Genomic DNA, 22131 nt, shown 5'->3' on the forward strand with positions numbered 1-22131 from the left:
GGGCGGACGGGCCATGGGCGGGTGCCTCCTCGATCGCGGCGGGGGAAGTGGAGCGGCCCCGGCGCCCGCACCGAGGTGCTGGGCTCCGGGGCCGCTCCGGCGTGCCGAGACTACGCGGAGAAGCGCGGGAAGGCGGAGCGACCCGCGTAGGTCGCCGCACCTCCCAGGATCTCCTCGATGCGCAGCAGCTGGTTGTACTTCGCGACGCGGTCCGAGCGGGCCGGGGCGCCGGTCTTGATCTGGCCGCCGTCCACCGCGACCGCGAGGTCGGCGATGGTGGTGTCCTCGGTCTCGCCGGAGCGGTGCGAGAGGATCGCGGTCATGCCGTTGCGCTGGGCCAGGGCCACGGCGTCGAGCGTCTCGGTGAGCGTGCCGATCTGGTTCACCTTGACCAGGATCGAGTTGCCGGCCTTCTCGGCGATGCCGCGGGCGAGGCGCACCGGGTTGGTGACGTACAGGTCGTCTCCGACGAGCTGCACCTTGTCGCCGATGGCCGCGGTGAGGTGGGTCCAGCCGGCCCAGTCGTCCTCGTCCAGCGGGTCCTCGATCGAGACCAGCGGGTAGTTGGCGACGAGGTCGGCGTAGTAGGAGGAGAGCTCCTCGGCCGAGAGCTTCTTGCCCTCGAACGTGTAGGCGCCGTCCTCGTAGAACTCCGAGGAGGCGACGTCGAGCGCGAGCCCGATGTCCTTGCCGGGGGTGAAGCCGGCGGCCTCGACGGCCTTGAGGATGAAGTCGAGCGCCTCGCGGTTGGTGGGCAGGTCGGGGGCGAAGCCGCCCTCGTCGCCGAGGCCGGTGGCGAAGCCGGCCTTCTTCAGCTGCGCCTTGAGCGCGTGGTAGATCTCGACGCCCCAGCGCAGGCCCTCGGAGAAGGACTCGGCGCCCAGCGGGACGGCCATGAACTCCTGGATGTCGACGCCGGTGTCGGCGTGCGCGCCTCCGTTGATGATGTTCATCAGCGGCACGGGCAGGGTGTGCGCGTTCGGGCCGCCGACGTAGCGGAACAGGTCGAGGTCCGACGACTGCGCGGCGGCCTTGGCCACGGCGAGGCTGACGCCGAGGATCGCGTTCGCGCCCAGGCGGGACTTGTTCTCGGTGCCGTCGAGCTCGATCAGCTCGGCGTCGACGAGGCGCTGGTCGGTGGCGTCGAAGCCCTCGATGGCCGGGCCGATCTCGTCGATGACGGCGTCGACGGCCTTCTGCACGCCCTTGCCGAGGTAGCGGTCGGAGTCGCCGTCGCGGAGCTCGTACGCCTCGAACGCGCCCGTGGAGGCGCCGGACGGGACGGCCGCTCGCGAGGACGCGCCGTCCTCGAGCAGGACCTCGACCTCGACCGTGGGGTTGCCACGGGAGTCCAGAATTTCTCGGGCGACGACTGCCTCGATAAGGGCCACAACTATCTCCTCTTGACGGGTGGGCTCCCGGAGACGGGAGCGGTCGGGAAGGAGTCTACTGACCGCCTCCGAAGCGCAGGAGACCGCGGCCGGTCGTAGACTCCCAGGGCCCGATCGCCGGACGGCCCGGGCGCACCCGCCGACCCGGAGGTTCCCCGTGACCACGACCGCCGCCGACCACGTCGACCGTCTCACCGCCGTCGTCCCGGACTTCCCGAGCCCGGGCATCCTGTTCCGCGACCTCACGCCGGTCTTCGGCGACGGCGAGGCCCTGCGGGCGGTGGCCGACGCGCTGATCGAGCCCTACCGCGGCCGGATCGACGCGATCGCGGGCGTGGAGGCGCGCGGCTTCCTGCTCGCCGCAGCGGCCGCCTACTCGGCGGGTCTCGGCGTCGTCACCATCCGCAAGCCCGGCAAGCTCCCGCGGGCCGTGCTGCGCGAGCAGGCGACCCTCGAGTACGGCGAGACGATGCTGGAGGTGCACGAGGACGCGGCGCCCCGCGGCTCGCGGCTGCTGCTGGTCGACGACGTGCTGGCGACCGGGGGCACGCTCGACGCGAGCCGCCGCCTGATCGAGCGCGCAGGGTGGAGCCTCGAGGGGATCGCGGTGGTCATGGAGCTCGACGGGCTCGGCGGCCGCGAGGTGCTGGCCGGCCACCGCGTCGACGCGATCGTCACCGTCTGACCCGGCCCCGTCGCTCCGCTCCCCTGCCCTCCCCCTTCCCGCGAGACGCCACCCGGCTATGCGACCCACCGGGCGAGCCCTCGTCGAGTGGCACTTCGCGGGGAAAGGGACAGGGTCAGGTGAGGGAGAGGGACATCCGGGAGAGGACGAAGGTCTCGAGCACCTGCACGAGCATGTAGAGCACGAGCGAGACGCCGGTCACGAGCACGACCGCCGACCAGACGTCCGCGAACCGGGCCTGGGCGGACCAGGCGTTGATCGCCCCGCCGATGCCCGCACCGGTGGAGAGCCACTCCGCGAGCAGCGCGCCCGTGATCGCTCCGGGCACCGAGATGCGGATCGCGGCGAAGAGCGAGGGCAGCGAGCCGGGGATGGCCACCTTGCGGATCGCGGTGAGAGTGCTGCCTCCGTAGACCGCGACCACGTCGAGCATCTGCGGGGAGGCGTTGTTGAGGCCGAAGGCGATCGTCACCAGCGCGGGGAAGAGGACGACGATCCCGCCGATGACCGCGACCGAGGCGATCGAGCCGGTCCCGAAGACGAGGATGATCAGCGGCGCCATCGCGATTAGCGGCACCGAGCGCAGCAGCATCGCGAACGGCATCAGCGCGTGCTCGATGCCCTTCGACAGGCGGAACAGGATCGCGCCGAGGATCGCCACGACCAGGCCGGCCGCGAAGCCGATCAGCGCGTCGCCCATGGTCACGGCGAAGAGGCCGCCCAGCTCGGCGCGGTGCTCCGCGGCCTTCGCATCGGTCACCAGGTGCTGCCAGACGTCCCACGGGCCCTTGACCACGTAGGGCGAGACCCCGCTGAAGAGGACCACGCCGATCCAGATCGCCAGCACGATCACGATCGTCGACAGGGCGACGAGCAGGCTCTTGCGCAGGCTCTTGAGAGTCGCGCCGAGGGCGGCCGTGCGCAGCTGACGCCGCAGCTCGTCGACCGCGAGGATCGACGTGGCCGTGGACTGCTCCGTGCGGTCGGGGACGGTGGTCGTCATGGTCATGCCCGCTTTCCGGAGGACCAGGGCGCGATGAGGCGCCCGATCAGTCCGACGATGCCGTAGCCGAGGAGCGCGACGCCCGCGCAGAGGAGGAAGAGCGCCCAGACGCGGGGCGAGTTCAGCGAGACCTGCGCCGCGACCAGGATCGGGCCCACGCCCGTCTCGATCTTGCCGAAGTACTCGCCGAGGATCGCGCCGAGGAAGGCCGCGGGCACCGCGATCTGCAGCGCCGACAGGATGTTGGGCAGCGCCGCGATCAGACGGACCTTGCGCAGCTGGGTGAACCGCGAGCCCCCGTAGACCGTGACGACGTCGAGCGCCGCCTTGTCGGCCGCCTTCAGCCCGAGCAGGCTGCCGACGACCGTGGTGAAGAACACCGAGAGGCCGGCCAGGAAGATCGCCGTCGCGCTCGCCTTCCCGGGAGCGTCCGCACCGCCGAGGATCAGCAGCACGATCGCTCCGATGGCGACGATCGGCACGCAGTAGGTGATGACCGCGAGCTGCGAGACGACCCCCTCCAGCCAGGGCAGGACCAGCACGAGCGCCGAGAGCACGAGCGCGAGGAGGTTGCCCCAGAAGTAGCCGACGGCCGCCTCGCCGATCGTGACGGAGAAGTTGCGCCAGTAGAAGCCCGCGCCGTCCTCCATCGCGGTCTGCACGACCTGCACGGGAGTGGGGACGGGCGCGTAGGTCGCGGCGCCGGTGGGCGCGGTGACGAGCGCCACGATCCACCAGACGGCGACGATCGCGGCGACGCCGATCAGCCCGGTGAGCCACGGAGGCAGGGACAGGGTGCGGCGCGGGGCCGTGGGGAGCGTGGTGGCCACGGTGCCTCCTAGACGCGGTCGTCCGCGGCTGCGCCGCCGTCGCCGAACAGCAGCTCGGAGGCCTGGTCGACGTAGGCGTGGAACTCGGGGGTGCGCTGCATCTCGGGGGTGCGCGGGCGGGGGAGGTCGATGTCGATGATCTCCTTCACCCGTCCCGGGCGCGGGCTCATCACTGCGACGCGGTCCGAGAGGAAGATCGCCTCCGAGATGCCGTGCGTGACGAGGAGCGTCGTGGCGGGCTTCTCGGTCCAGATCCGCAGCAGCTCGAGGTTGAGCTTCTGCCGCGTCATGTCGTCGAGGGCGCCGAACGGCTCGTCGAGCAGCAGGACCTCGGGCTTGAGGATCAGGCACCGGGCGATCGACACGCGCTGGCGCATGCCGCCCGAGAGCTGGGCCGGCTTGGCCTTCTCGAACCCGCGGAGGCCGACGAGGTCGATCAGCTCGTCGATGTAGGACTGGTCGACGCTCTTGCCCGCAATCTCGAACGGCAGGCGGATGTTCGCCATGACGCTGCGCCACGGCAGGAGCGCGTGGTCCTGGAAGGCGATGCCGAGCTTGTTGTCGCGGCGCAGCTCCTGGGGAGTGCGGCCGTCGACCCGGATGGAGCCGGACGTCGGCTCCTCCAGTCCCGCGAGGATGCGCAGGATGGTCGACTTGCCGCACCCCGACGGGCCGAGCAGGGCGAGGAAGCTGCCCTGGTCGGTGTGGAGATCGGTGTCCTGCAGCGCCGCGACGCTGCGCGAGCCCATCCGGAACGTCTTCGACAGGCCGTGGATCTGGATGCCGGTGCCGCCGACACCCTGGTCGCGCAGGGTGCCGGCGTCGGTCGTGTCGGTCACGAGTGGTGCCCTTCGTGGATCAGGATCAGGCCGCGTACTTCATCAGCTCGGGGTTCTCCTCGTAGACCTCGTCGAGGAGGCTCAGATCGAAGAGGTCCTCGGCCGTGACGTCGATCCCGGCGCCCGCGAGGGACGCGATGGTCTCGGACTGCAGCGTCTCGGAGATGGTGAAGAGGCCGTTCGAGACCGTCTCGTCCGAGACGACCAGCTCCTCGGCCTGGATGGTGGCGCCCTTCTTGGAGGACTCCTCGTTGAGGCCGAGGTCCTTGCCGTAGTTCTCGACGGCGAGCATCGCGCCCGCCTCCGGGTCGTTGACCGCGTCGGTCCAGCCCTTGATCTCGGCGACGAGGAACGCCTTCAGCGCGTCGCGCTTCTCGGCGATCGCCTGCTCCGACACGGAGAAGGTCTCGGCGACGAAGGGGAGGCCGTTGTCGGCGAAGGGCAGGTTGACGACCTCGTAGCCCTCGGCCGCGACCGTGATGGCCTCGTTCGTCAGGTAGGCGATGAAGCCGTCGACGGTGCCGTTGACGAGGACGGAGGGGTCGTACTCGACGGGGACGACCGTGAGGTCGGACTCGGAGAGGCCGTTCGCGGCGAGCAGCGCCTGGAACAGGGAGGTGTTCGACGCCTGGACGCCGATCTTCTTCCCGGCGAGGTCGGCCGGAGTGGCGATGTTCCCGGCGGTCTTGATCGAGAGGACCGTGAAGGGATTCTTCTGGTAGGTCGCGCCGATGATCTTGAGCGGGGCCTCCTGCTGGGCGATCGCGGTGCCGATCGAGACGGCGTCGCTGAGCGCGACGTCCGCGCTGCCCGAGAGGAGCTCGGCCACGCCCGTCGAGGGGCCGGGGGTGAGCGTCACTCCCGCCAGGCCGGCCTCGGTGAAGTAGCCCTTCGAGTCGGCGAAGAACTCGCCCGCGAACTCCTCGTTCTTGATCCAGGAGAGCTGGACCTTGAGGGTGCCGAGGTCGCCGCCGTCCGCGGCGGACGCGCCGGAGGAGTCGGAGGCGCAGGAGGCGAGGACGGAGGCGCCGCCGATCGCGAGGCCGGCGACACCCGCCAGGCGGAGGAGGCTGCGGCGGTCGAAGGCCGGGAGGGAGCGGAGGGGCGACAGGGTCAAGGGGACTCCTCGGGTGGGGATCGTCAGGGCTGCTGCGGTGCGGTGCGCGGGGTCGCGACGGGGTGCCCGTGCAGGCGCGCCAAGCCGCGCCGATCGGGTGCCTCGACGCTATCCGGGGGAGATTTCTCGGGTGTGTCCGCAGATTTCGCGGGTATTAAGGCTCTCACGGATCCGACAAGGATCCGACCAGATCGACATGATCCCCTGACGGATCGGCTGAGACCCAGTTCAGGCCCGACAGGACGGCCCCGGCCCCTCCCGCGGGCGCGGCTCAGCGCAGGCAGCCGGCGACGCTCACCCGGCGCCGCCGGCGCGGATCAGCCGAGGTCCTTGAAGGAGAGGTCGGCGGCGGAGGCGGCGTCCCGCGGGACGAGAGCGAAGCGGGTGAAGCCCGCGGCGGCCGCGCGGTCCAGCAACGGGGTGAGGTTCTTCGCCCGGCGCTCGAGGCGCACGCGCGAGCCCCGGGCGATCAGCTCCTGCTTGAGCGCGAGCAGCAGCTCGGGCGCCGCGTCGCGCTCGTGGACGAGGACGACGGCGTCGGGGCGCTCGACGACGGCACCGCCGATCAGCTCGACGATCCGCTCGAAGCCGATCGAGAAGCCGCAGGCCGGCACGTCCTGACCGAGGAAGCGGCCGATCATCCCGTCGTACCGCCCGCCTCCGCCGACCGAGGAGCCCGAGGACGGGTGCGCGATCTCGAAGATCGTGCCGGTGTAGTAGCCCATGCCCCGCACGAGCGTCGGGTCGAAGCGGAGCGAGACGCCGGCGGGCAGCGAGCGCAGCGACCGGGCCAGGGTCTCGAGCGCGAGCACCGCCTCCGGGTCGATGCCCTCGGGCAGCACGTCGAGGATCGCGGACTGCTCGAGCGCCACTCCCCCGGCGGCGACCGCCTGCTCGATCCGCGCGAGGTAGCCCCCGAGGACCGCGGCCGCGTCCGGCCCGTCGGCCTCCAGCTCGGCGACGACTCCGGCGGCGCCGATCTTGTCGAGCTTGTCGATCGAGATCAGCGCCGGGCCGAAGCGCTCGGGGGCGAAGCCGCAGTGCTCGAGGATTCCGGTGAGGATGCGGCGGTCGTTGATGCGGATGGTGCAGTCCTGGAGGCCCAGCGCGTCGAGTGCCGCCGCGGTCGCCGTGATGAGCTCGACCTCGGCCAGCTGCCCGGGCTCGCCGATGATGTCGATGTCGCACTGCACGAACTGGCGGTACCGCCCCTTCTGCGGGCGCTCGGCGCGCCACACCGGCGCGATCTGCACCGAGCGGAAGACGGCCGGCAGCTCGGCGCGGTGCGAGGCGTAGAAGCGGGCGAGCGGCACCGTGAGGTCGAAGCGCAGGCCGAGGTCGGCGAGGGCGGACGCGTCGTCGACCGCCGCCAGGTCGTCGCGGGTGAGCCCGCGGCGCAGGACGCTGAAGGCGAGCTTCTCGTTGTCGCCGCCGAGCCCGGAGTGGAGGCGGTCGAAGTCCTCGACCACCGGTGTCTCGATCTCGTCGAACCCGTGGGAGGCGTACACGCGGCGGATGACGCCGAGCGCGTGCTCGCGCTTCGCCTTGTCGGCGGGGAGGAAGTCGCGCATGCCGCGGGGCGGGGTGATCGGGGAGGCCATGACGGCGATTCTCCCAGATCGGCCGGGGCGGGCCGGCGGACGCCTCAGTCCGCGCGCCGCTCCTGCTCCACCGCGCGGATCTCGTCCTGCAGGTCGCGCGTCGCCGTGCGGAGCGCACGCTCGGCGTCGAGCCCCTGGGCGCGGGCGGAGGCGACGATGGCCAGCAGGAGCGGGCCGAGGTCCTCCTCCGACTCGATGGGCAGAGGGCCCTGGCCGGCGTCCACGACGCCCAGCGAGGTCGCCTTGCCGATCACCTTGTCGGCGAGCGCGAGGGCGGGCATGCCCTGCGGGATCCCGTCGAGCACGCTGGTGCGGTGCGGCTTCTCGGTGCGCTTGAGCTCGTCCCACACCGCGATGACGTCGTCGGCCGTCTCGGCCGTGGCGTCGCCGAAGACGTGCGGGTGGCGGCCGATCATCTTGGCGTTCATGTGCGCCGCGACGTCCTCGATGGTGAAGGGCTCGGCGCTCTCGGCCGCCAGGTCGGCGTGGAAGAGCACCTGGTAGAGGACGTCGCCGAGCTCCTCGATCAGGTCGGCCCGGTCCCCCGCCTCGATGGCGTCGACGAGCTCGTGCGACTCCTCGATCAGGTAGCGCACGAGCGACTCGTGGGTCTGCTCGGCGTCCCACGGGCAGCCGCCCGGGGCGCGGAGGACGTGGACGGTGCGGATGAGCTCGTCGAGCCGGGGATGCGCGGTCACCCCGCCATCCTCGCATCCGGTCCGGCCGCCTCCGCGGACATCCGGGCGGCGCGGGCGCCCGGGAGCCTCAGGCCCGCGCGAGACGCCGCCGCGCGACGAGGAGGCAGCCGCCGGCGACGAGCGGCACCGCGGCGAGGAGCCCGGGCGACGCCGCGACGGACACCGCGGTCGAGGCGCTGACCAGTGCACCCGCCAGGTTCCAGAGGACCACCGCGACTCCCGCGCCGTCCCCGATCGGGAGCGGCACCGGGCTGAGCAGCTGCGGCGGCAGCGGACCCCGGGTCGCGTCCATCGCCCGCGCGGCGACGGCGGCGACGGCGGTCGCGGCGGCCACCGGCACCGCCGCGCCCGGGAGCAGCAGCGAGGCGGCGAGGGCGCCGAGCACCGCGACTCCGACCGCGAGCACCAGAGGGAGCACGGCGTGCAGGAGGAGCAGCTCGAACGGACCGGGGGCGAGGAGCGCCGGCTGCCCCGCGGTCGCGGCGGCGTGGCGGAAGCCGTCGCTCCAGACGCCGGCGCCGAGGTAGGCGAGCACGCCCGCCGCGGCGGCCGGGAGTGCGAGGAGGAAGGACGGCACGACCGCGGCGAGCACGGCGGCGGCGCCGGCAACGGCCAGGGCGACGACCGCGACCGCTGAGCGGCCGGGAGTGCGCAGCGCGCCGATCGCGTCGCGCACCGGCACCGCGAGGGCGAACGGGGAGAGGCGGACCGCTCGGAGCCCCCGCCCGATCGCCGGGAGGGCGCGGTACCCGTCGAGCGACTCGGCGAGGTCGCCCGTCGCTCCGAGCCGGGTGGTCGCCGACCACTGCCGGGCCTGGGCGAGGAGGCGAGGCCCGCGCGCGGCGTCGAGCAGCCGGGGCGCCGCGGCCAGGAGGACCGCGGCCGACGCGAGCAGCACGGTCGCGGCGCGCACCTCCTCCGCTCCGCTCACGGCTGAGGCGAGGAGGCCGCCCGGCGTGGGCGCACCGGGCAGGAGGGCCCCGAGGACCGCGAGGGAGGCGAGGAGGCCCGCCGCGAGCGCGGGGAGGCGCGAGGGGAGGCACTGACCGGCGAGCCAGGCGACGGCGAGAAGGCCGGCGAACGCGGCGCCGCCGGCGACGGCCGCGAGGAGCGGCGCGGAGGCGGCGAGGGCGAGGAGCGACGCGACGGCGGAGCAGCACGCCACGAGACCGGCCGACGCCCGGACCACGGGTCGGCGGAGCACCGACCAGCGGCGCAGATCGGTCGCGAGCAGCACGGCCGTGGTGTGCGGCTCGCCCACCGCGGGTCCGCGCACCCGGCCCAGGAGCACGGCGGCGGGCAGGGCGAGACCCGCGGCGAGGGCGATCAGCGGCTCCGGCGCGGCTCCCGCCTCGGCGGCGAGGAGCGCGAGGGCCCGGGCGACGGGGAGGACGACGACGAGGACGGTCATCGCGGCGAGGTAGCCCGCGTAGGCGCGCGGACTCGGCGGAGCCGCGGCGCGGTGCCGGTGCAGAGCCCGCACCTCGGCGACGCGGGCCCCCTCCGCGCGCGTCACGCCCGCTCCAGCTCGACGACCCGCGCGCCCAGACCCTCGATCAGCACAGGGCTGTGGGTCGCGACGACGAGTGCCCGGGACGCGGCTTCGCGCCGCAGGACCTCCGCGACCAGCGGCACCCGCTCGACGTCGAGCCGCTGCTCCGGCTCGTCGAGCAGCAGCACCGCGGAGGGACGGGCCAGCACGAGCGCGAGGGAGAACAGCTGCGTCTGCCCGGAGGAGAGCTCGTGCGGGAAGCGGCGGGCGAGCGGAGCGAGCGCGAGCGCGTCGAGACCAGCTGCGGCCTCGCGGCGGGCGTCGGCGACCGGCGCCCCCCACGAGACGGCCACCATTGCGAGGTGCTCCTCGAGGGTCAGGTCCCGCTCGAAGGGCGGGGTGCCGATCAGGGCGGCGACGGCGCGGCGGTGGGCGGCGGAGCGCTCCTCCGGGGCGCGCCCGGCCACCGCCACGACTCCCTCGCTCGGAGCGGTGAGGCCGGCGATCACCCGCAGGAGCGTGGTCTTGCCGGTGCCGTTGCGGCCCGTCACCGCGACGCCCTCCCCCGCCTCCACCTCGAGCGAGCACGGGGCGAGCAGCTCGACCCCCGAGGCGCGCACCGCGACCCCGCGGACGGCGACCAGCGGGCCGGCGAGCGGCTCCGGCTCACGGGGACGTCGGGCGGCGAGGAGCGGCATGCCCTCCATCCTGCCAGCGGGCCCTCCCGCAGCGGCGACGGCCGCCGGAGCGGAGCGGCGCTCCACCGGGGAGCGCCGCCCCGAGGACCTCAGACGGTGACCGGCTCCGGGAACAGCGCGTCCAGGAGCGACGCCACCCACTGGATGAGCGCCCGGTCGCCGAGCGGGACGCCGTCGAGCACGGGCATCGGCACGACGACCGCGTCGGCCTGCTGCAGGTACTTCGCGGTCGGGTACATCCGGCGCAGGCGCACCTGGATCGAGTCGGGCAGGTGAGCGGGAGCCACGCGGACGTTCGAGCCCATCGCGACCACGTCGCTGAGGCCCGCCTTCTGCGCGCGCATCCGCAGCCTCGACACCAGGATGAGGTTCTCGACCGCCTCGGGCAGCTCACCGTAGCGGTCGGTCAGCTCCTCGACCACGAGGTCGATGCTCCCCTCCTTCGCCGTCGGCGACGACGCGGCCGACAGCTTCTGGTACGCCTCCAGGCGCAGCCGCTCGCTGTCGACGTACTCCTCCGGGATGCGCGCGTCGACGGGCAGCTCGAGCCGCAGCTCCGTCTGCCCCTCGGCGACCTCGCCGCGGAAGGTGTCGACGGCCTCGCCGATCATCCGCAGGTAGAGGTCGAATCCCACGCCCTGGATGTGCCCGGACTGCTCGCCGCCGAGGAGGTTGCCCGCACCGCGGATCTCGAGGTCCTTCAGCGCGATCTGCATGCCGCCGCCGAGGTCCGAGTTGGCGGCCAGGGTCTGCAGCCGGTCGTGCGCGGTCTCGCTCAGCGGCTTCGTCTCGTCGTAGAGGAGGTAGGCGTAGGCGCGCTCGCGGCCGCGGCCGACCCGCCCGCGCAGCTGGTGCAGCTGCGAGAGACCGTACTTGTCGGCGCGGTCGACGATCAGCGTGTTCGCGTTCGGGATGTCGAGGCCGGTCTCGACGATCGTCGTCGACACCAGGACGTCGAACTTGCGCTCCCAGAAGTCGACGATGATCCGCTCGAGCTGCGACTCGCTGAGCTTGCCGTGCGCGACCGCGATCCGCGCCTCGGGCACCAGCTCGGCGAGCTGCGAGGCGACGCGGTTGATCGTCGAGACGCGGTTGTGCACGAAGAACACCTGGCCCTCGCGCAGGAGCTCCCGGCGGATCGCGGCCGACACCTGCTTCTCGGAGTAAGGGCCGACGAAGGTGAGGATCGGGTGGCGCTCCTCCGGCGGGGTCGCGAGGGTCGACATCTCGCGGATGCCGGTCACCGCCATCTCGAGCGTCCGCGGGATGGGCGTGGCGCTCATCGAGAGGATGTCGACGTTCTTCTTCAGCGCCTTGAGCTTGTCCTTGTGCTCGACGCCGAAGCGCTGCTCCTCGTCGATCACGAGCAGGCCGAGGTCCTTGAAGACGATGTTGTCGCTGAGGAGCCGGTGGGTCGCGATGACCATGTCGACGGTGCCGTCGGCCAGGCCCTCGATCGTCTCCTTCGACTCCTTCGCGCTCTGGAACCGGCTGAGCGCCCGCAGGTGGACGGGGAAGCCGGCGAAGCGCTCCTGGAACGTCTCGAGGTGCTGGCGGACGAGCAGCGTGGTCGGCACGAGCATCGCGACCTGCTTCCCGTCCTGGATCGCCTTGAACGCGGCGCGCACGGCGACCTCGGTCTTGCCGAAGCCGACGTCGCCCGAGAGCAGGCGGTCCATCGGGATCGGCCGCTCCATGTCGGCCTTGACCTCGTCGATGACGGTGAGCTGGTCGGGGGTCTCGGCGAACGGGAACGCCTCCTCCAGCTCGCGCTGCCAGGGGGTGTCCGGCGGGAACGCGTGCCCGCGGGAGGCCATCCGGGCGGAGTAGAGCTTCACGAGCTCGACCGCGATGTCGCGGACCGCGCGGCGGGCCTTGCTCTTGGCCTGCGCCCAGTCGCTCCCGCCCATCTTGCTCAGCGCCGGAGCCTCGCCGCCGACGTAGCGGGAGAGCAGGTCGAGCTGGTCCGTGGGGACGAGCAGCTTGTCGCCCGGGAAGCCGCGCTTGCTGGGGGCGTACTCGAGCACCAGGTACTCGCGGCGGGTCTTGATCGCGTTGCGGCCCCCGCTGGAGACCTCGCGCTGAGAGAGCTCCACGAACCGGCCGATGCCGTGCGTGGCGTGCACCACGAAGTCGCCGGGCGTGAGCTGCAGCGGGTCGACGACGTTCTTGCGGCGCGACGCGAGCTTCTTCACCGCGCGGGAGTCGTAGCCGACGGTGCGGCCGTAGAACTCCGTGTCGGTGAGCAGGGCGAGCTTTGCCTCCTCCACCTCGAAGCCGTGGTCGACGGAGGCCTGGACCACGTAGGCCAGGCCCGTCTCGAGCCCGGCGGGGAGGTCGGCGACGATGCGGGCGGCGACCTCGTGCTCGGCGAGGACCTGGTCGGTGCGCTCGACCGTGCCGGTGCCGGGCGCGGTCAGGACCACGGTCCAGCCGTCGGCCAGGCGCGCGCGGACGTGGGCGAGGGCGCCCTCGACGCTCGCTCCGAATCCGGGGACCGGCTCGCCCTCGACGCGGACGGCGAGGATCTCGTCGATCCCGAGCTCCTCCGGCAGCACCTCGGCCTCGCCCGCGGCGGGGCCCTGGCGGAACGTGCTCATCGTCCACCACGGGTGGTCGGGAGCGTCGGCGCCCGGGGCGCTGAGCTTCACGGAGTCGCGGAGCGCGCCGAGCGAGATGAACTCGCCCGAGGCGAGGTCGATGGGAGCCTCGGCGCCGGCGGTCGCCGCGCTCCAGGCCGCCTGCAGGAACTCGCGGTTCGTCTCGGCGAGGCTGATCGCCCGCGTCGCCACGCGCTCGGGGGCGAGGACCGCGACGGCCGCCCCCTCGGGGAGGTAGTGCGAGATCGGGACCAGCCGCTCCAGCAACGCGGGGGCGAGCGACTCCATCCCCTCGACCGGGATGCCCTCGGCGATCTTGGCGAGCATCGCCGACAGGCTCGGGAACTCGTGCAGCATCTCGCGGGCCCGCTGCCGCACCGCGGGCACCAGCAGCAGCTCGCGGCTCGGCGGGAGGACCACCGAGTCGGCCTCGCCCGGGAGCGAGCGCTGATCGGCCACGGAGAAGCCGCGGATGGAGTCGACCTCGTCGCCGAAGAAGTCCACTCGGCTCGGATGCTCGGCCACCGCCGGGAAGACGTCGAGGATGCCGCCGCGCACGGCGAACTCGCCGCGGCGCGTGACCATGTCGACCCGGGCGTAGGCCAGGTCGACCAGCTCGGAGGAGATGCGGCCGAGGTCGTAACCGCGGGCGCCCTTCACGAGTCGGATCGGCTCGATGTCGGCGAGGTTGTCGGCGACCGGCTGCAGCGCCGCGCGCACGGAGGCGACCACTACGAGGGGCCGCTCGCCCGACCACTGCTTCATCCGCCGCAGCGCGTCCAGGCGCCGCCCCACGATCTCGGCGCTCGGGCTGAGGCGCTCGTGCGGCAGCGTCTCCCAGGCCGGGAACTCGACGACGTCCGCATCCGGCAGCATGCAGCCGAGGGAGGCGCGCACGTTCTCGGAGTCGCGGCCCGTGGCCGTGACCACCAGCGCCGCCTGCGGGCGTCCCGCCTCCGCGCGCCTCTCGATCAGGCCCGCGAGCAGGGGGACCCGGAGGCCGTCAGCCACCGAGAAGTCGGCGTCCCGCACCGCGTACGCGAGAGCATCGTCGAACGTGGAGGCGCGCGACAGCGCCGAGATGATCTCGTTGAGGGGCACGGGTCCAGTTTACGGCCGCCCCGCGGGCCGACCGCCGAGGGAACCCCGAACCGTCGAGGGAGCCCGGCGCTGCGGTCTCCCTCGCCGTCCGGGGTCCCCTCGGTGGAGGGCGGGTCAGGCGCTGGTGTGGAACTTCAGCTGGGCGGCGGAGAGGCCGGAGTCGGCGATGAGCTCGACGGCGTCGGCGGCGTCCGAGACCAGGATCGGGAGCGCCTCGCGCTCCGGGCCGGCGAAGTCCTTCAGCACGAAGTCGGCGGCCTGCTGGCGGCCCGGCGGGCGGCCGATGCCGACCCGCACGCGCAGGAACTCGGCTCCTCCGGTCGCCGCGAGGATGTCGCGGATGCCGTTGTGCCCTCCGTGACCGCCGCCCTGCTTGAGGCGCAGGGTGTCGAAGGAGATGTCGAGCTCGTCGTGCACGACGATCAGGTGCGCCGGGTCGACCGAGTAGAAGTCGAGCAGCTGCGCCGTCGGCCCGCCGGAGAGGTTCATGAAGCTGTTGGGCTTGCCCAGCACGAGCTTCGGTCCGCCCGGGCGGAGGAAGCCCTCGGCGACCACGGCGTTGGCGCGGTTGTGCCGGCGGAACGAGCCGCCGATCCGCGTCGCGAGCTCGTCGAGCACCATCTGGCCGACGTTGTGCCGGTTGCGCGCGTACTGCGCGCCCGGGTTGCCCAGTCCGACGACCAGCCAGGTGTCACCCATGTCGTTCCTCTTCCTCGGGGGCGGCGGGGGGGGGCCCCGCCGGACGCGGAACGGGCCCGCCGCGGCTGCGAGCGGGCCCGTTCCCGGGGTGGTGCGGACTACTCCGCGGTCTCGGCGACGACGTCGCCCGAGGCCGGGGTCTCGTCGTCCTCGCCCAGGTCCTGCTCGACCTCGGCGGTGACGTTGACGATGAGCACCTCGGCGTCGGTGACCAGCGTGGCGCCCTCGGGGAGCGTGACGTCGGCGGCGGTGATCTGCGTGCCGGCCTCGAGGCCCTCGACGGAGACGACGATGTTCTGCGGGATGCGCGTGGCGTCGACCTCGAGCGAGAGGGTGTTCGACTCGATCGAGACGAGGGTGCCGGGAGCGGCGTCGCCCTCGACGTGCACGGGGATGTCCACCTCGACCTTCTCGCCCTTGTTGATGACGACGAGGTCGATGTGCTCGATGATCTGGCGCACCGGGTCGCGCTGGATGTCCTTCACCAGCGTCGTCTGCGCGGCGCCCTCGATGTCGAGCTCGAGGATCGCGTTCGCCTTGCGGGTGAGCAGGAGCACCTGGTGGCCCGGGAGGGTGAGGTGCTGGGGCTCGGTGCCGTGACCGTAGAGGACCGCGGGGATCTTGTCCTGCGCGCGGATCTTGCGGGCGGCGCCCTTGCCGAACGAGGTGCGGACCTCGACGACGACCTTGTTGGTCAGTTCAGCCATGATGTTCTCCTTGGGCGGCGCGCACGCCACCGGATCGGGTCGTGGCCTGCGGCCACGGACGGTTTGTCGACTCGAACGCATGTCAGCGTGAGGAGAAGTCCGTGGCGCCCCGTGGGGGCCTCGCCTGCTTCCACCGCGTCGATCACGGATGCACGTGCATCCCTCGCCGAAGTTCAGCTGCCGATCCTACCCGGCATCGCGGCCGCCCGCCAGCAGGCGGTCGCCGCCGGACTCGGAGCCGGACGTCCAGGCGGACCGCCTACCGTGCGGGTATGACGAGCGACGACTTCGGCTCCTACGTCGAGAAGAACGGCTTCCACCGCGACACGAACTACATCCCGACGCGGATCACCGCCGACGGCCGCGACGGGTACCCGGTGGAGGCCGGGCGCTACCGCCTCGTGGTCTCCCGCGCCTGCCCGTGGGCGAACCGCGCCGTGATCGTGCGGCGCCTGCTCGGTCTCGAGGACGCCCTCTCGATGGGCATCTGCGGGCCCACGCACGACAAGCGCAGCTGGACCTTCGACCTCGATCCGGGCGGGGTCGACCCGGTGCTGGGCATCCCCCGCCTCCAGGACGCGTTCTTCGCCCGCTTCCCCGACTACCCGCGCGGGATCACCGTCCCGGCCCTCGTGGACATCCCGAGCGGCCAGGTCGTCACCAACGACTACCCGGTGATGACGCTCGACTTCTCCACCGAGTGGACCGCGTTCCACCGCGACGGCGCCCCCGACCTCTACCCCGAGGAGCACCGCGAGGAGATCGACGAGATCGCCGAGCTGGTCTTCCACGACGTGAACAACGGCGTCTACAAGTGCGGCTTCGCCGGGTCGCAGCGCTCCTACGAGCGGGCCTACGACCGCCTCTGGGCGCGGCTGGACTGGCTGGAGGAGCGGCTGAGCACCCGCCGCTACCTGGTCGGCGACACCATCACCGAGGCGGACGTGCGGCTCTTCACGACGCTCGCCCGCTTCGACGCCGTCTACTACAGCCACTTCAAGGCCAACCGGAACCTGCTGTCGGCGATGCCCGCGCTCTGGGGCTACGCACGCGACCTCTTCGCCACTCCGGGGTTCGGCGACACGATCGACTTCACCCACATCAAGTCGCACTACTACGAGGTGCAGCGGGACATCAATCCGACCGGCGTCGTCCCCAAGGGCCCGGACCTCTCCGGCTGGCTCGTCCCCTCGCGCCGCGAGGAGCTCGGCGGCCGCCCGTTCGGCGACGGCACTCCCCCGCCGCCGCCGATCCCGTCGGAGCGCGTCCCCCTCGGCCACGGCGCCTGACCGGCTCCGGTCGCGGTCGTCGCGGCGCGCGCAAGACCGTGCGCGCGCCGCACGACCGATGTGCAGCCGGGAGACGGCTCGGACCCGGGCTCCCCGGAGCGACCCGGGGCTAGCCTGGGCTCGCCCCTGAACGCGAACGTCGAGGAGAACCGTGTCTGACAAGCCCACCGCCACAGCCAACATCGGAGTCGTCGGTCTGGCGGTGATGGGCTCGAACCTCGCCCGCAACCTCGCCAGCCGCGAGGGCAACACGGTCGCGGTGTTCAACCGCTCCTACGGCCGCACCGAGACCCTCATCACGGAGCACCCGGAGGCGGGCTTCGTCGCGTCCGAGACCATCGAGGACTTCGCCGCCTCGCTCGCCACCCCGCGCACCGCGATCATCATGGTCCAGGCCGGCCGCGGCACCGACGCCGTGATCGAGCAGCTGACGAAGGTCTTCGAGCCCGGCGACATCATCGTCGACGGCGGCAACGCGCTCTTCACCGACACCATCCGCCGCGAGAAGGCCGTCCGCGAGACCGGCATCCACTTCGTCGGCACCGGCATCTCCGGCGGCGAGGAGGGCGCGCTCAAGGGCCCGTCGATCATGCCCGGCGGCTCGGTCGAGTCCTACAGGACGCTCGGCCCGATCCTCTCGTCGATCGCCGCGGTCGCCGAGGGCGAGCCCTGCGTCACCCACATCGGCACCGACGGCGCCGGCCACTTCGTCAAGATGATCCACAACGGCATCGAGTACGCCGACATGCAGCTCATCGCCGAGGCGTACGACCTGCTCCGCACCGTCGGCGGACACGAGCCCGCCGCCATCGCCGAGGTCTTCGACGCCTGGAACAAGGGCGACCTCGAGTCGTACCTCATCGAGATCACCGCCGAGGTGCTCCGCCAGGTCGACGCCGACACCGGCAAGCCCTTCATCGACGTCGTCCTCGACCAGGCCGGCTCGAAGGGCACCGGCGTCTGGACCGTGCAGAACGCGCTCGACCTCGGCGTCCCCGTCGGCGGCATCGCCGAGGCCGTCTTCGCCCGTGCCGTGTCCTCCCACCCCGAGCAGCGCGAGGCCGTGCAGGCCCGCGTCACCTCGCGCCCGACCCCGGTCGAGAAGTACGAGGGCTTCGAGGACGACGTGCGCGCCGCGCTCTACGCCTCCAAGGTCGTCGCCTACTCGCAGGGCTTCGACGCGATCATCGCCGGGGCCGAGAAGTACGGCTGGGAGATCGACAAGGGAGCGGTCGCCAAGATCTGGCGCGCGGGCTGCATCATCCGCGCCCAGTTCCTCAACCGCATCGTCGACGCCTACGACGAGAACGCCGGCATCACGACCCTCCTCGAGGACCCGTACTTCGCCGAGGCCGTCGCCAACGGCGAGGCCGCCTGGCGCCGCATCGTCTCGACCGCCGCGCTCTCGGGCGTGCCGATCCCCGGCTTCGGCGCCGCGCTGTCGTACTACGACTCGCTCGCCTCCAAGCGCCTCCCGGCCGCTCTCGTGCAGGGCCAGCGCGATTTCTTCGGAGCGCACACCTACAAGCGCGTCGACAAGGAGGGCACCTTCCACACACTGTGGTCGGGCGATCGCACCGAGGTCGAGCAGGACCCCTCCACGCACTGACCCGCGTCGCACGGGAAGGCGCCCCCGCCTGCAGGATCCTCGGATCCTCGGGCGGGGGCGCCTTGCTCGTCGCGGAGGGAGCTCCCCCGTCGTCAGCGGAGCCGGGCGGTGGCGTCCGGCTCCCCGAGCGGGCGCTCGACGCCCGGGCCGGCTGACCCCTCAGCTCCGGAACGCCCGCGCGATCAGGAGCGCCGCCAGGAGCACCGCTGCGGCGGCCGCCGTGGCAGCCGGGAGGGCGAGCAGGAGCAGCAGCGAGACCGCGGCCGACGCGAGGGCCGGGCCGCTCGCCCCGGCCGCTCCGTGGTCGAGGCGCCGCACGATGGTCGCCACCAGCAGAGCGGCCACGGCGAAGGCGAGCAGCGCGTCGGCGTCGAGGATCACGACCGCGAGCACGGCGACCAGGCAGAGGACGAGCTGGGCCGCCGCCGGCACGCCGGTCCTGCGGTTCCTGGTAGCGAGCACTGCCGGGATCTCCCCCGCGCCGGCGAGACGGACGAGGGCGCGCGCATCCCTCCTCCCGAGGTCGAGGAGCGCGAGCAGGACCGCGATCACCGCGGCGGCCCCGACGAGCCCGGACGCGGGCGTGCCCCGGGTGACAGCGCTCAGGGGGGTCTCCGAGGACGCGAGGACCTCGGGACCGGCCGCCAGGAGCAGACCGGTAGCGAGCGCGGCGGCGGCCGCCGTGGCGATCCCGATGCGCAGCAGGGCGGGGCGGAGAGCCGTCACCGCGCCGGAGCGGGAGGTCGGCAGGAGGATCAGGAGCAGCGCCGCGGCGGTGCCGGCTCCCAGCGGCCCTCCGTCGCGCAGCGGGTCGAGCGGCGCGGGGTCCGGAGGGGACGCCAGCACGAGCACGGCGGCGGCGGCCAGCAGGACGACGACCGCGCCGACGAGGAGCAGGACCGGGCGAGCGGGGAGGCGCCCGCCGCGCAGGCCGAAGAGCGCGACGGCCACGAGCAGCAGGACGGCCAGGGGCCGGGCCGCTCCCCCGAGGACCGACTGGGCCGCGGTCAGGGCCAGCGCGGCCGAGGCGAAGGCGCGCCCGACGATCCCGAGCCACTCGGAGGAGGGGCCGTCGTGGACGGTGCGCCCGGCATCGGCGACGGCGCTCAGGGCCGCGGCGGCCGCAGCGACGGCGAGCCCGAGGAGCAGCCACCAGCCCGCCGCGGCGGCGGCCGGCGACCAGACCAGGAAGACCGCCGCCAGGGCGAGGGTGCATCCGAACGCTGGGGCACGGCCTCGCCCTAGGCGGTGGAGCCGGGGCGGGACCCGGGTGCGCTCTGCAGGGCGCACCCGGGGCGCGGGGTCCTACGCGTCGCCGTCGAACATCGACGTCACGGAGCCGTCGTCGAAGACCTCGTGGATGGCGCGGGCCAGCAGCGGAGCGATGGGCAGGATCGTCAGGCGGTCCCAGGTCTTCTCCGGCGGCAGCGGCAGGGTGTCGGTGACGACGACCGAGTCGATGAATTCCGAGCTCAGGAGCTCGACCGCCGGGTCCGAGAAGACGGCGTGGGTGGCCGCGACGACCACGCCGATCGCGCCCGCCTTCTTCAGCGCCTCGGCCGCCTTCGCGATGGTGCGCCCGGTGTCGATGAGGTCGTCGACGAGGAGGCAGACGCGGCCCTTCACCTCGCCGACGATCTCGTGGACGGAGACCTGGTTGGCGACCTTCGGGTCGCGGCGCTTGTGGATGATCGCCAGCGGGACGCCGAGCTTGTCGCTCCAGATGTCGGCGACGCGGACGCGGCCCATGTCGGGCGAGACGATGGTGAGGGTCGAGGGGTCGAGCTTCTCGCGGAAGTGCTCGAGCAGCACCGGCATCGCGAAGAGGTGGTCGACGGGGCCGTCGAAGAAGCCCTGGATCTGCGCCGCGTGGAGGTCGACCGACATGATCCGGTCGGCTCCCGCCGCCTTGAAGAGGTCGGCGACGAGGCGGGCCGAGATCGGCTCGCGGCCGCGGCCCTTCTTGTCCTGGCGCGCGTAGGGGTAGAAGGGGGCGACCACGGTGATCCGCTTGGCGGAGGCGCGCTTGAGCGCGTCGACCATGATCAGCTGCTCCATCAGCCACTCGTTGATCGGGGACGTGTGCGACTGGAGGACGAACACGTCGCCTCCGCGGACCGACTCGCCGTAGCGGACGTAGAGCTCGCCGTTGGCGAAGGTGCGCCCCTCGGTCGTGACGAGCTCGGTCCCGAGCTCGGCGGCGACCGCCTCCGCCAGTGCCGGATGCGCCCTCCCCGAGACGAGGACCAGGCTCTTCTTGTTGCTGGCGGTGATGCCGGTCACTGTGCTCCGCTTCCTCCGGTGGGCGCCTGGTCGGATCCGGTGGGATCCGACGCCAGGGCCGCCTCGGCGGCGTCGGCCGCTGCGGTGCCCGGACGGTGGGTCTGCACCCACCCGGCCATGTTGCGCTGCGGAGCGACGGTGATCCCGAGGGCTCCGGCGGGGATGTCCTTGCGGATGACCGTGCCGGCGCCCGTGTACGCTCCGTCACCGATTCTAACGGGGGCGACGAAGACGTTGTGCGACCCCGCACGCACGTGCGAGCCCACCACGGAGGACGCCTTGCTCACCCCGTCGTAGTTGGCGAAGATCGAGCCGGCGCCGATGTTCGACTCCTCGCCGATGACCGCGTCGCCGACGTAGGAGAGGTGCGGGACCTTCGATCCCTCGCCGATGACGGCGTTCTTGGTCTCGACGTAGGTGCCGATCTTGCCGCGGGCGCCGAGCACGGTGCCGGGGCGGAGGAACGAGAACGGGCCGACCTGGGCCTTCGCGCCGATGACGGCGAGCGTCGCGTCGGAGCGCTTCACGACCGCGTCCTCGCCGACCTCGCAGGAGTCGAGCGTGGTGTCCGGGCCGATGACCGCACCGGTGGCGATGACGGTCGGGCCCTTGATCTGCGTGCCCGGGAGGATCTCGACGTCCGGGGCGAGGACCGCGTCCACGTCGATCCAGGTCGTCGCCGGGTCCTGGATCGTGACGCCCTCGAGCTGCCAGCGGCGCACGATGCGCGCGTTGAGCTCGAGCGCCGCGTCGGCGAGCTGGGCGCGGTCGTTGATCCCGGCCACGAGCCAGCGGTCCTGCACAGGGACGGCCTCGATCGCGCGGCCGGCGGCCTTGAGCGCGGCGGCGGCGTCGGTGAGGTACTTCTCCCGCTGAGCGTTCTCGGTGCCGATCGCGCCGATGACCGAGCGGAGCGCGGCGGCGTCGAAGGCGTAGACGCCGGCGTTGATCTCGGTGAGGTCGAGCTCGTCGGGGCTGGCGTCCTTCTGCTCCACGATGGAGGCGAAGGCTCCGTCGGCGCCGCGGACGATCCGGCCGAAGCCGGTCGGGTCCTCGAGCACGCAGGAGAGCATGGTGAGCGCGTTCGCCGCGGCGAGGTGCTCGTCGAGCAGGCGGCGGAGGGTCGGCGCGTCCAGCAGCGGGACGTCGGCGCTCAGCACGACGACCGTGCCGGCGAAGGACTCCGGGAGCGCCGCGAGGCCCTGCTCGACCGCGCGGCCGGTGCCGGGCGTCTCGTCCTGGTCCACCACCAGCGCGGAGGGCGTGTGCTCGAGGACGGCCTCGGCGACCCGGTCGCGCTCGTGGCGCACCACGGTGACGACGTGCGCCGCGTCGAGCGAGGCGGCCGTGTCGAGCACGTGCCCGAGCAGCGGCCTCCCGGCGAGGCGGTGCAGGACCTTCGGGGTGCGGGACTTCATGCGGGTGCCCTGGCCTGCCGCCAGGATCACGACGGCGAGCGTGCTGTCTGCCATGTTCTTCGCGTTCTCCT

General features: G+C 72.8%; 18 protein-coding genes. 3 read left to right on the top strand and 15 right to left on the bottom strand.

The window, feature by feature from the left end; all coding sequences use genetic code 11:
* Positions 1-110: 110 nt before the first annotated feature.
* Positions 111-1391, bottom strand: coding sequence for a phosphopyruvate hydratase (gene eno / locus C5C35_RS07300; protein WP_104222361.1), 1281 nt, complete (start codon positions 1389-1391; stop codon positions 111-113).
* A 157-nt stretch (positions 1392-1548) separates the two neighbouring features.
* Between eno and C5C35_RS07305 the strand changes: the two genes are divergently transcribed.
* Positions 1549-2076, top strand: coding sequence for an adenine phosphoribosyltransferase (locus tag C5C35_RS07305; RefSeq protein WP_104222360.1), 528 nt, complete (start codon positions 1549-1551; stop codon positions 2074-2076).
* A 115-nt stretch (positions 2077-2191) separates the two neighbouring features.
* On the opposite strand, the gene C5C35_RS07310 is transcribed toward C5C35_RS07305, so the two are convergent.
* The 11 genes from C5C35_RS07310 to C5C35_RS07360 all read right to left on the bottom strand — a co-directional run bounded on the left by C5C35_RS07310 (position 2192) and on the right by C5C35_RS07360 (position 15461).
* Entirely contained in the window at positions 2192-3085 is an 894-nt protein-coding gene (locus tag C5C35_RS07310; RefSeq protein WP_104222359.1) for an ABC transporter permease, read from the bottom strand.
* Positions 3082-3909 (bottom strand): ABC transporter permease, encoded by an 828-nt coding sequence (locus C5C35_RS07315; RefSeq protein WP_258069013.1) that lies wholly within the window; start codon positions 3907-3909, stop codon positions 3082-3084. The genes C5C35_RS07310 and C5C35_RS07315 overlap by 4 nt, the downstream gene beginning before the upstream one ends.
* Positions 3910-3917: 8 nt before the next feature.
* Entirely contained in the window at positions 3918-4658 is a 741-nt protein-coding gene (locus C5C35_RS07320; RefSeq protein WP_104222373.1) for an ABC transporter ATP-binding protein, read from the bottom strand.
* A gap of 115 nt (positions 4659-4773) precedes the next feature.
* On the bottom strand, positions 4774-5865 hold the full coding sequence (locus C5C35_RS07325; RefSeq protein WP_258066330.1) for an ABC transporter substrate-binding protein: 1092 nt from the start codon (positions 5863-5865) through the stop codon (positions 4774-4776).
* Positions 5866-6182: 317 nt separating this feature from the next.
* Positions 6183-7466 (bottom strand): histidine--tRNA ligase, encoded by a 1284-nt coding sequence (gene hisS, locus C5C35_RS07330; RefSeq protein WP_104262849.1) that lies wholly within the window; start codon positions 7464-7466, stop codon positions 6183-6185.
* Between the two features lie 44 nt (positions 7467-7510).
* A complete protein-coding gene (locus tag C5C35_RS07335) occupies positions 7511-8164 on the bottom strand; it encodes a MazG family protein (RefSeq protein WP_104222356.1) in 654 nt (217 codons plus the stop codon).
* 67 nt (positions 8165-8231) lie between these two features.
* On the bottom strand, positions 8232-9680 hold the full coding sequence (locus C5C35_RS07340; protein ID WP_104262850.1) for a hypothetical protein: 1449 nt from the start codon (positions 9678-9680) through the stop codon (positions 8232-8234).
* Positions 9677-10354: an ATP-binding cassette domain-containing protein gene (locus C5C35_RS07345; protein WP_104262851.1), complete on the bottom strand. Its 678-nt coding sequence runs from the start codon at positions 10352-10354 to the stop codon at positions 9677-9679. The genes C5C35_RS07340 and C5C35_RS07345 overlap by 4 nt, the downstream gene beginning before the upstream one ends.
* Positions 10355-10443: 89 nt before the next feature.
* On the bottom strand, positions 10444-14055 hold the full coding sequence (mfd, locus tag C5C35_RS07350; protein WP_104262852.1) for a transcription-repair coupling factor: 3612 nt from the start codon (positions 14053-14055) through the stop codon (positions 10444-10446).
* A 114-nt stretch (positions 14056-14169) separates the two neighbouring features.
* A complete protein-coding gene (gene pth, locus C5C35_RS07355) occupies positions 14170-14754 on the bottom strand; it encodes an aminoacyl-tRNA hydrolase (RefSeq protein WP_104262853.1) in 585 nt (194 codons plus the stop codon).
* A 98-nt stretch (positions 14755-14852) separates the two neighbouring features.
* Positions 14853-15461 carry a 50S ribosomal protein L25/general stress protein Ctc gene (locus C5C35_RS07360; protein WP_104238997.1) on the bottom strand — a complete coding sequence of 203 codons (609 nt, stop codon included), beginning with the start codon at positions 15459-15461 and terminating at the stop codon, positions 14853-14855.
* Positions 15462-15733: 272 nt separating this feature from the next.
* Here C5C35_RS07360 and C5C35_RS07365 point away from each other — a divergent pair, with 272 nt between their 5' ends.
* Both C5C35_RS07365 and gndA read left to right on the top strand, forming a co-directional pair.
* The gene (locus tag C5C35_RS07365) at positions 15734-16750 is read left to right on the top strand and encodes a glutathione S-transferase family protein (protein WP_104233683.1); all 1017 of its coding nucleotides are present in this window, start codon (positions 15734-15736) and stop codon (positions 16748-16750) included.
* Positions 16751-16901: 151 nt separating this feature from the next.
* The gene (gndA, locus tag C5C35_RS07370) at positions 16902-18359 is read left to right on the top strand and encodes an NADP-dependent phosphogluconate dehydrogenase (RefSeq protein ID WP_104262854.1); all 1458 of its coding nucleotides are present in this window, start codon (positions 16902-16904) and stop codon (positions 18357-18359) included.
* 159 nt (positions 18360-18518) lie between these two features.
* Here gndA and C5C35_RS07375 read toward each other — a convergent pair whose 3' ends face one another.
* Genes C5C35_RS07375 through glmU form a run of 3 tightly spaced genes read right to left on the bottom strand, consistent with a single transcriptional unit; the run spans position 18519 to position 22114 of the window.
* Positions 18519-19649, bottom strand: a complete 1131-nt coding sequence (locus tag C5C35_RS07375; protein WP_104262855.1) for a hypothetical protein — start codon at positions 19647-19649, stop codon at positions 18519-18521.
* A 15-nt stretch (positions 19650-19664) separates the two neighbouring features.
* A complete protein-coding gene (locus C5C35_RS07380; protein WP_104222342.1) occupies positions 19665-20642 on the bottom strand; it encodes a ribose-phosphate diphosphokinase in 978 nt (325 codons plus the stop codon).
* Positions 20639-22114 carry a bifunctional UDP-N-acetylglucosamine diphosphorylase/glucosamine-1-phosphate N-acetyltransferase GlmU gene (gene glmU / locus C5C35_RS07385; RefSeq protein WP_104222372.1) on the bottom strand — a complete coding sequence of 492 codons (1476 nt, stop codon included), beginning with the start codon at positions 22112-22114 and terminating at the stop codon, positions 20639-20641. The genes C5C35_RS07380 and glmU overlap by 4 nt, the downstream gene beginning before the upstream one ends.
* Between the last annotated feature and the right edge of the window lie 17 nt (positions 22115-22131).

The sequence above is a fragment of the Rathayibacter sp. AY1F8 genome, from assembly GCF_002932165.1.
GTDB lineage: Bacteria > Actinomycetota > Actinomycetes > Actinomycetales > Microbacteriaceae > Rathayibacter.

Bases quoted from the DNA above. Each gene is read 5' to 3' on its own strand.
- C5C35_RS07365 (WP_104233683.1), top strand. From the start codon at position 15,734: ATGACGAGCGACGACTTCGGCTCCTACGTCGAGAAGAACGGCTTCCAC.
- hisS (WP_104262849.1), bottom strand. From the start codon at position 7,466: ATGGCCTCCCCGATCACCCCGCCCCGCGGCATGCGCGACTTCCTCCCC.
- pth (WP_104262853.1), bottom strand. From the start codon at position 14,754: ATGGGTGACACCTGGCTGGTCGTCGGACTGGGCAACCCGGGCGCGCAG.
- C5C35_RS07345 (WP_104262851.1), bottom strand. From the start codon at position 10,354: ATGCCGCTCCTCGCCGCCCGACGTCCCCGTGAGCCGGAGCCGCTCGCC.
- C5C35_RS07320 (WP_104222373.1), bottom strand. From the start codon at position 4,658: ATGGGCTCGCGCAGCGTCGCGGCGCTGCAGGACACCGATCTCCACACC.
- C5C35_RS07310 (WP_104222359.1), bottom strand. From the start codon at position 3,085: ATGACCATGACGACCACCGTCCCCGACCGCACGGAGCAGTCCACGGCC.
- glmU (WP_104222372.1), bottom strand. From the start codon at position 22,114: ATGGCAGACAGCACGCTCGCCGTCGTGATCCTGGCGGCAGGCCAGGGC.
- C5C35_RS07360 (WP_104238997.1), bottom strand. From the start codon at position 15,461: ATGGCTGAACTGACCAACAAGGTCGTCGTCGAGGTCCGCACCTCGTTC.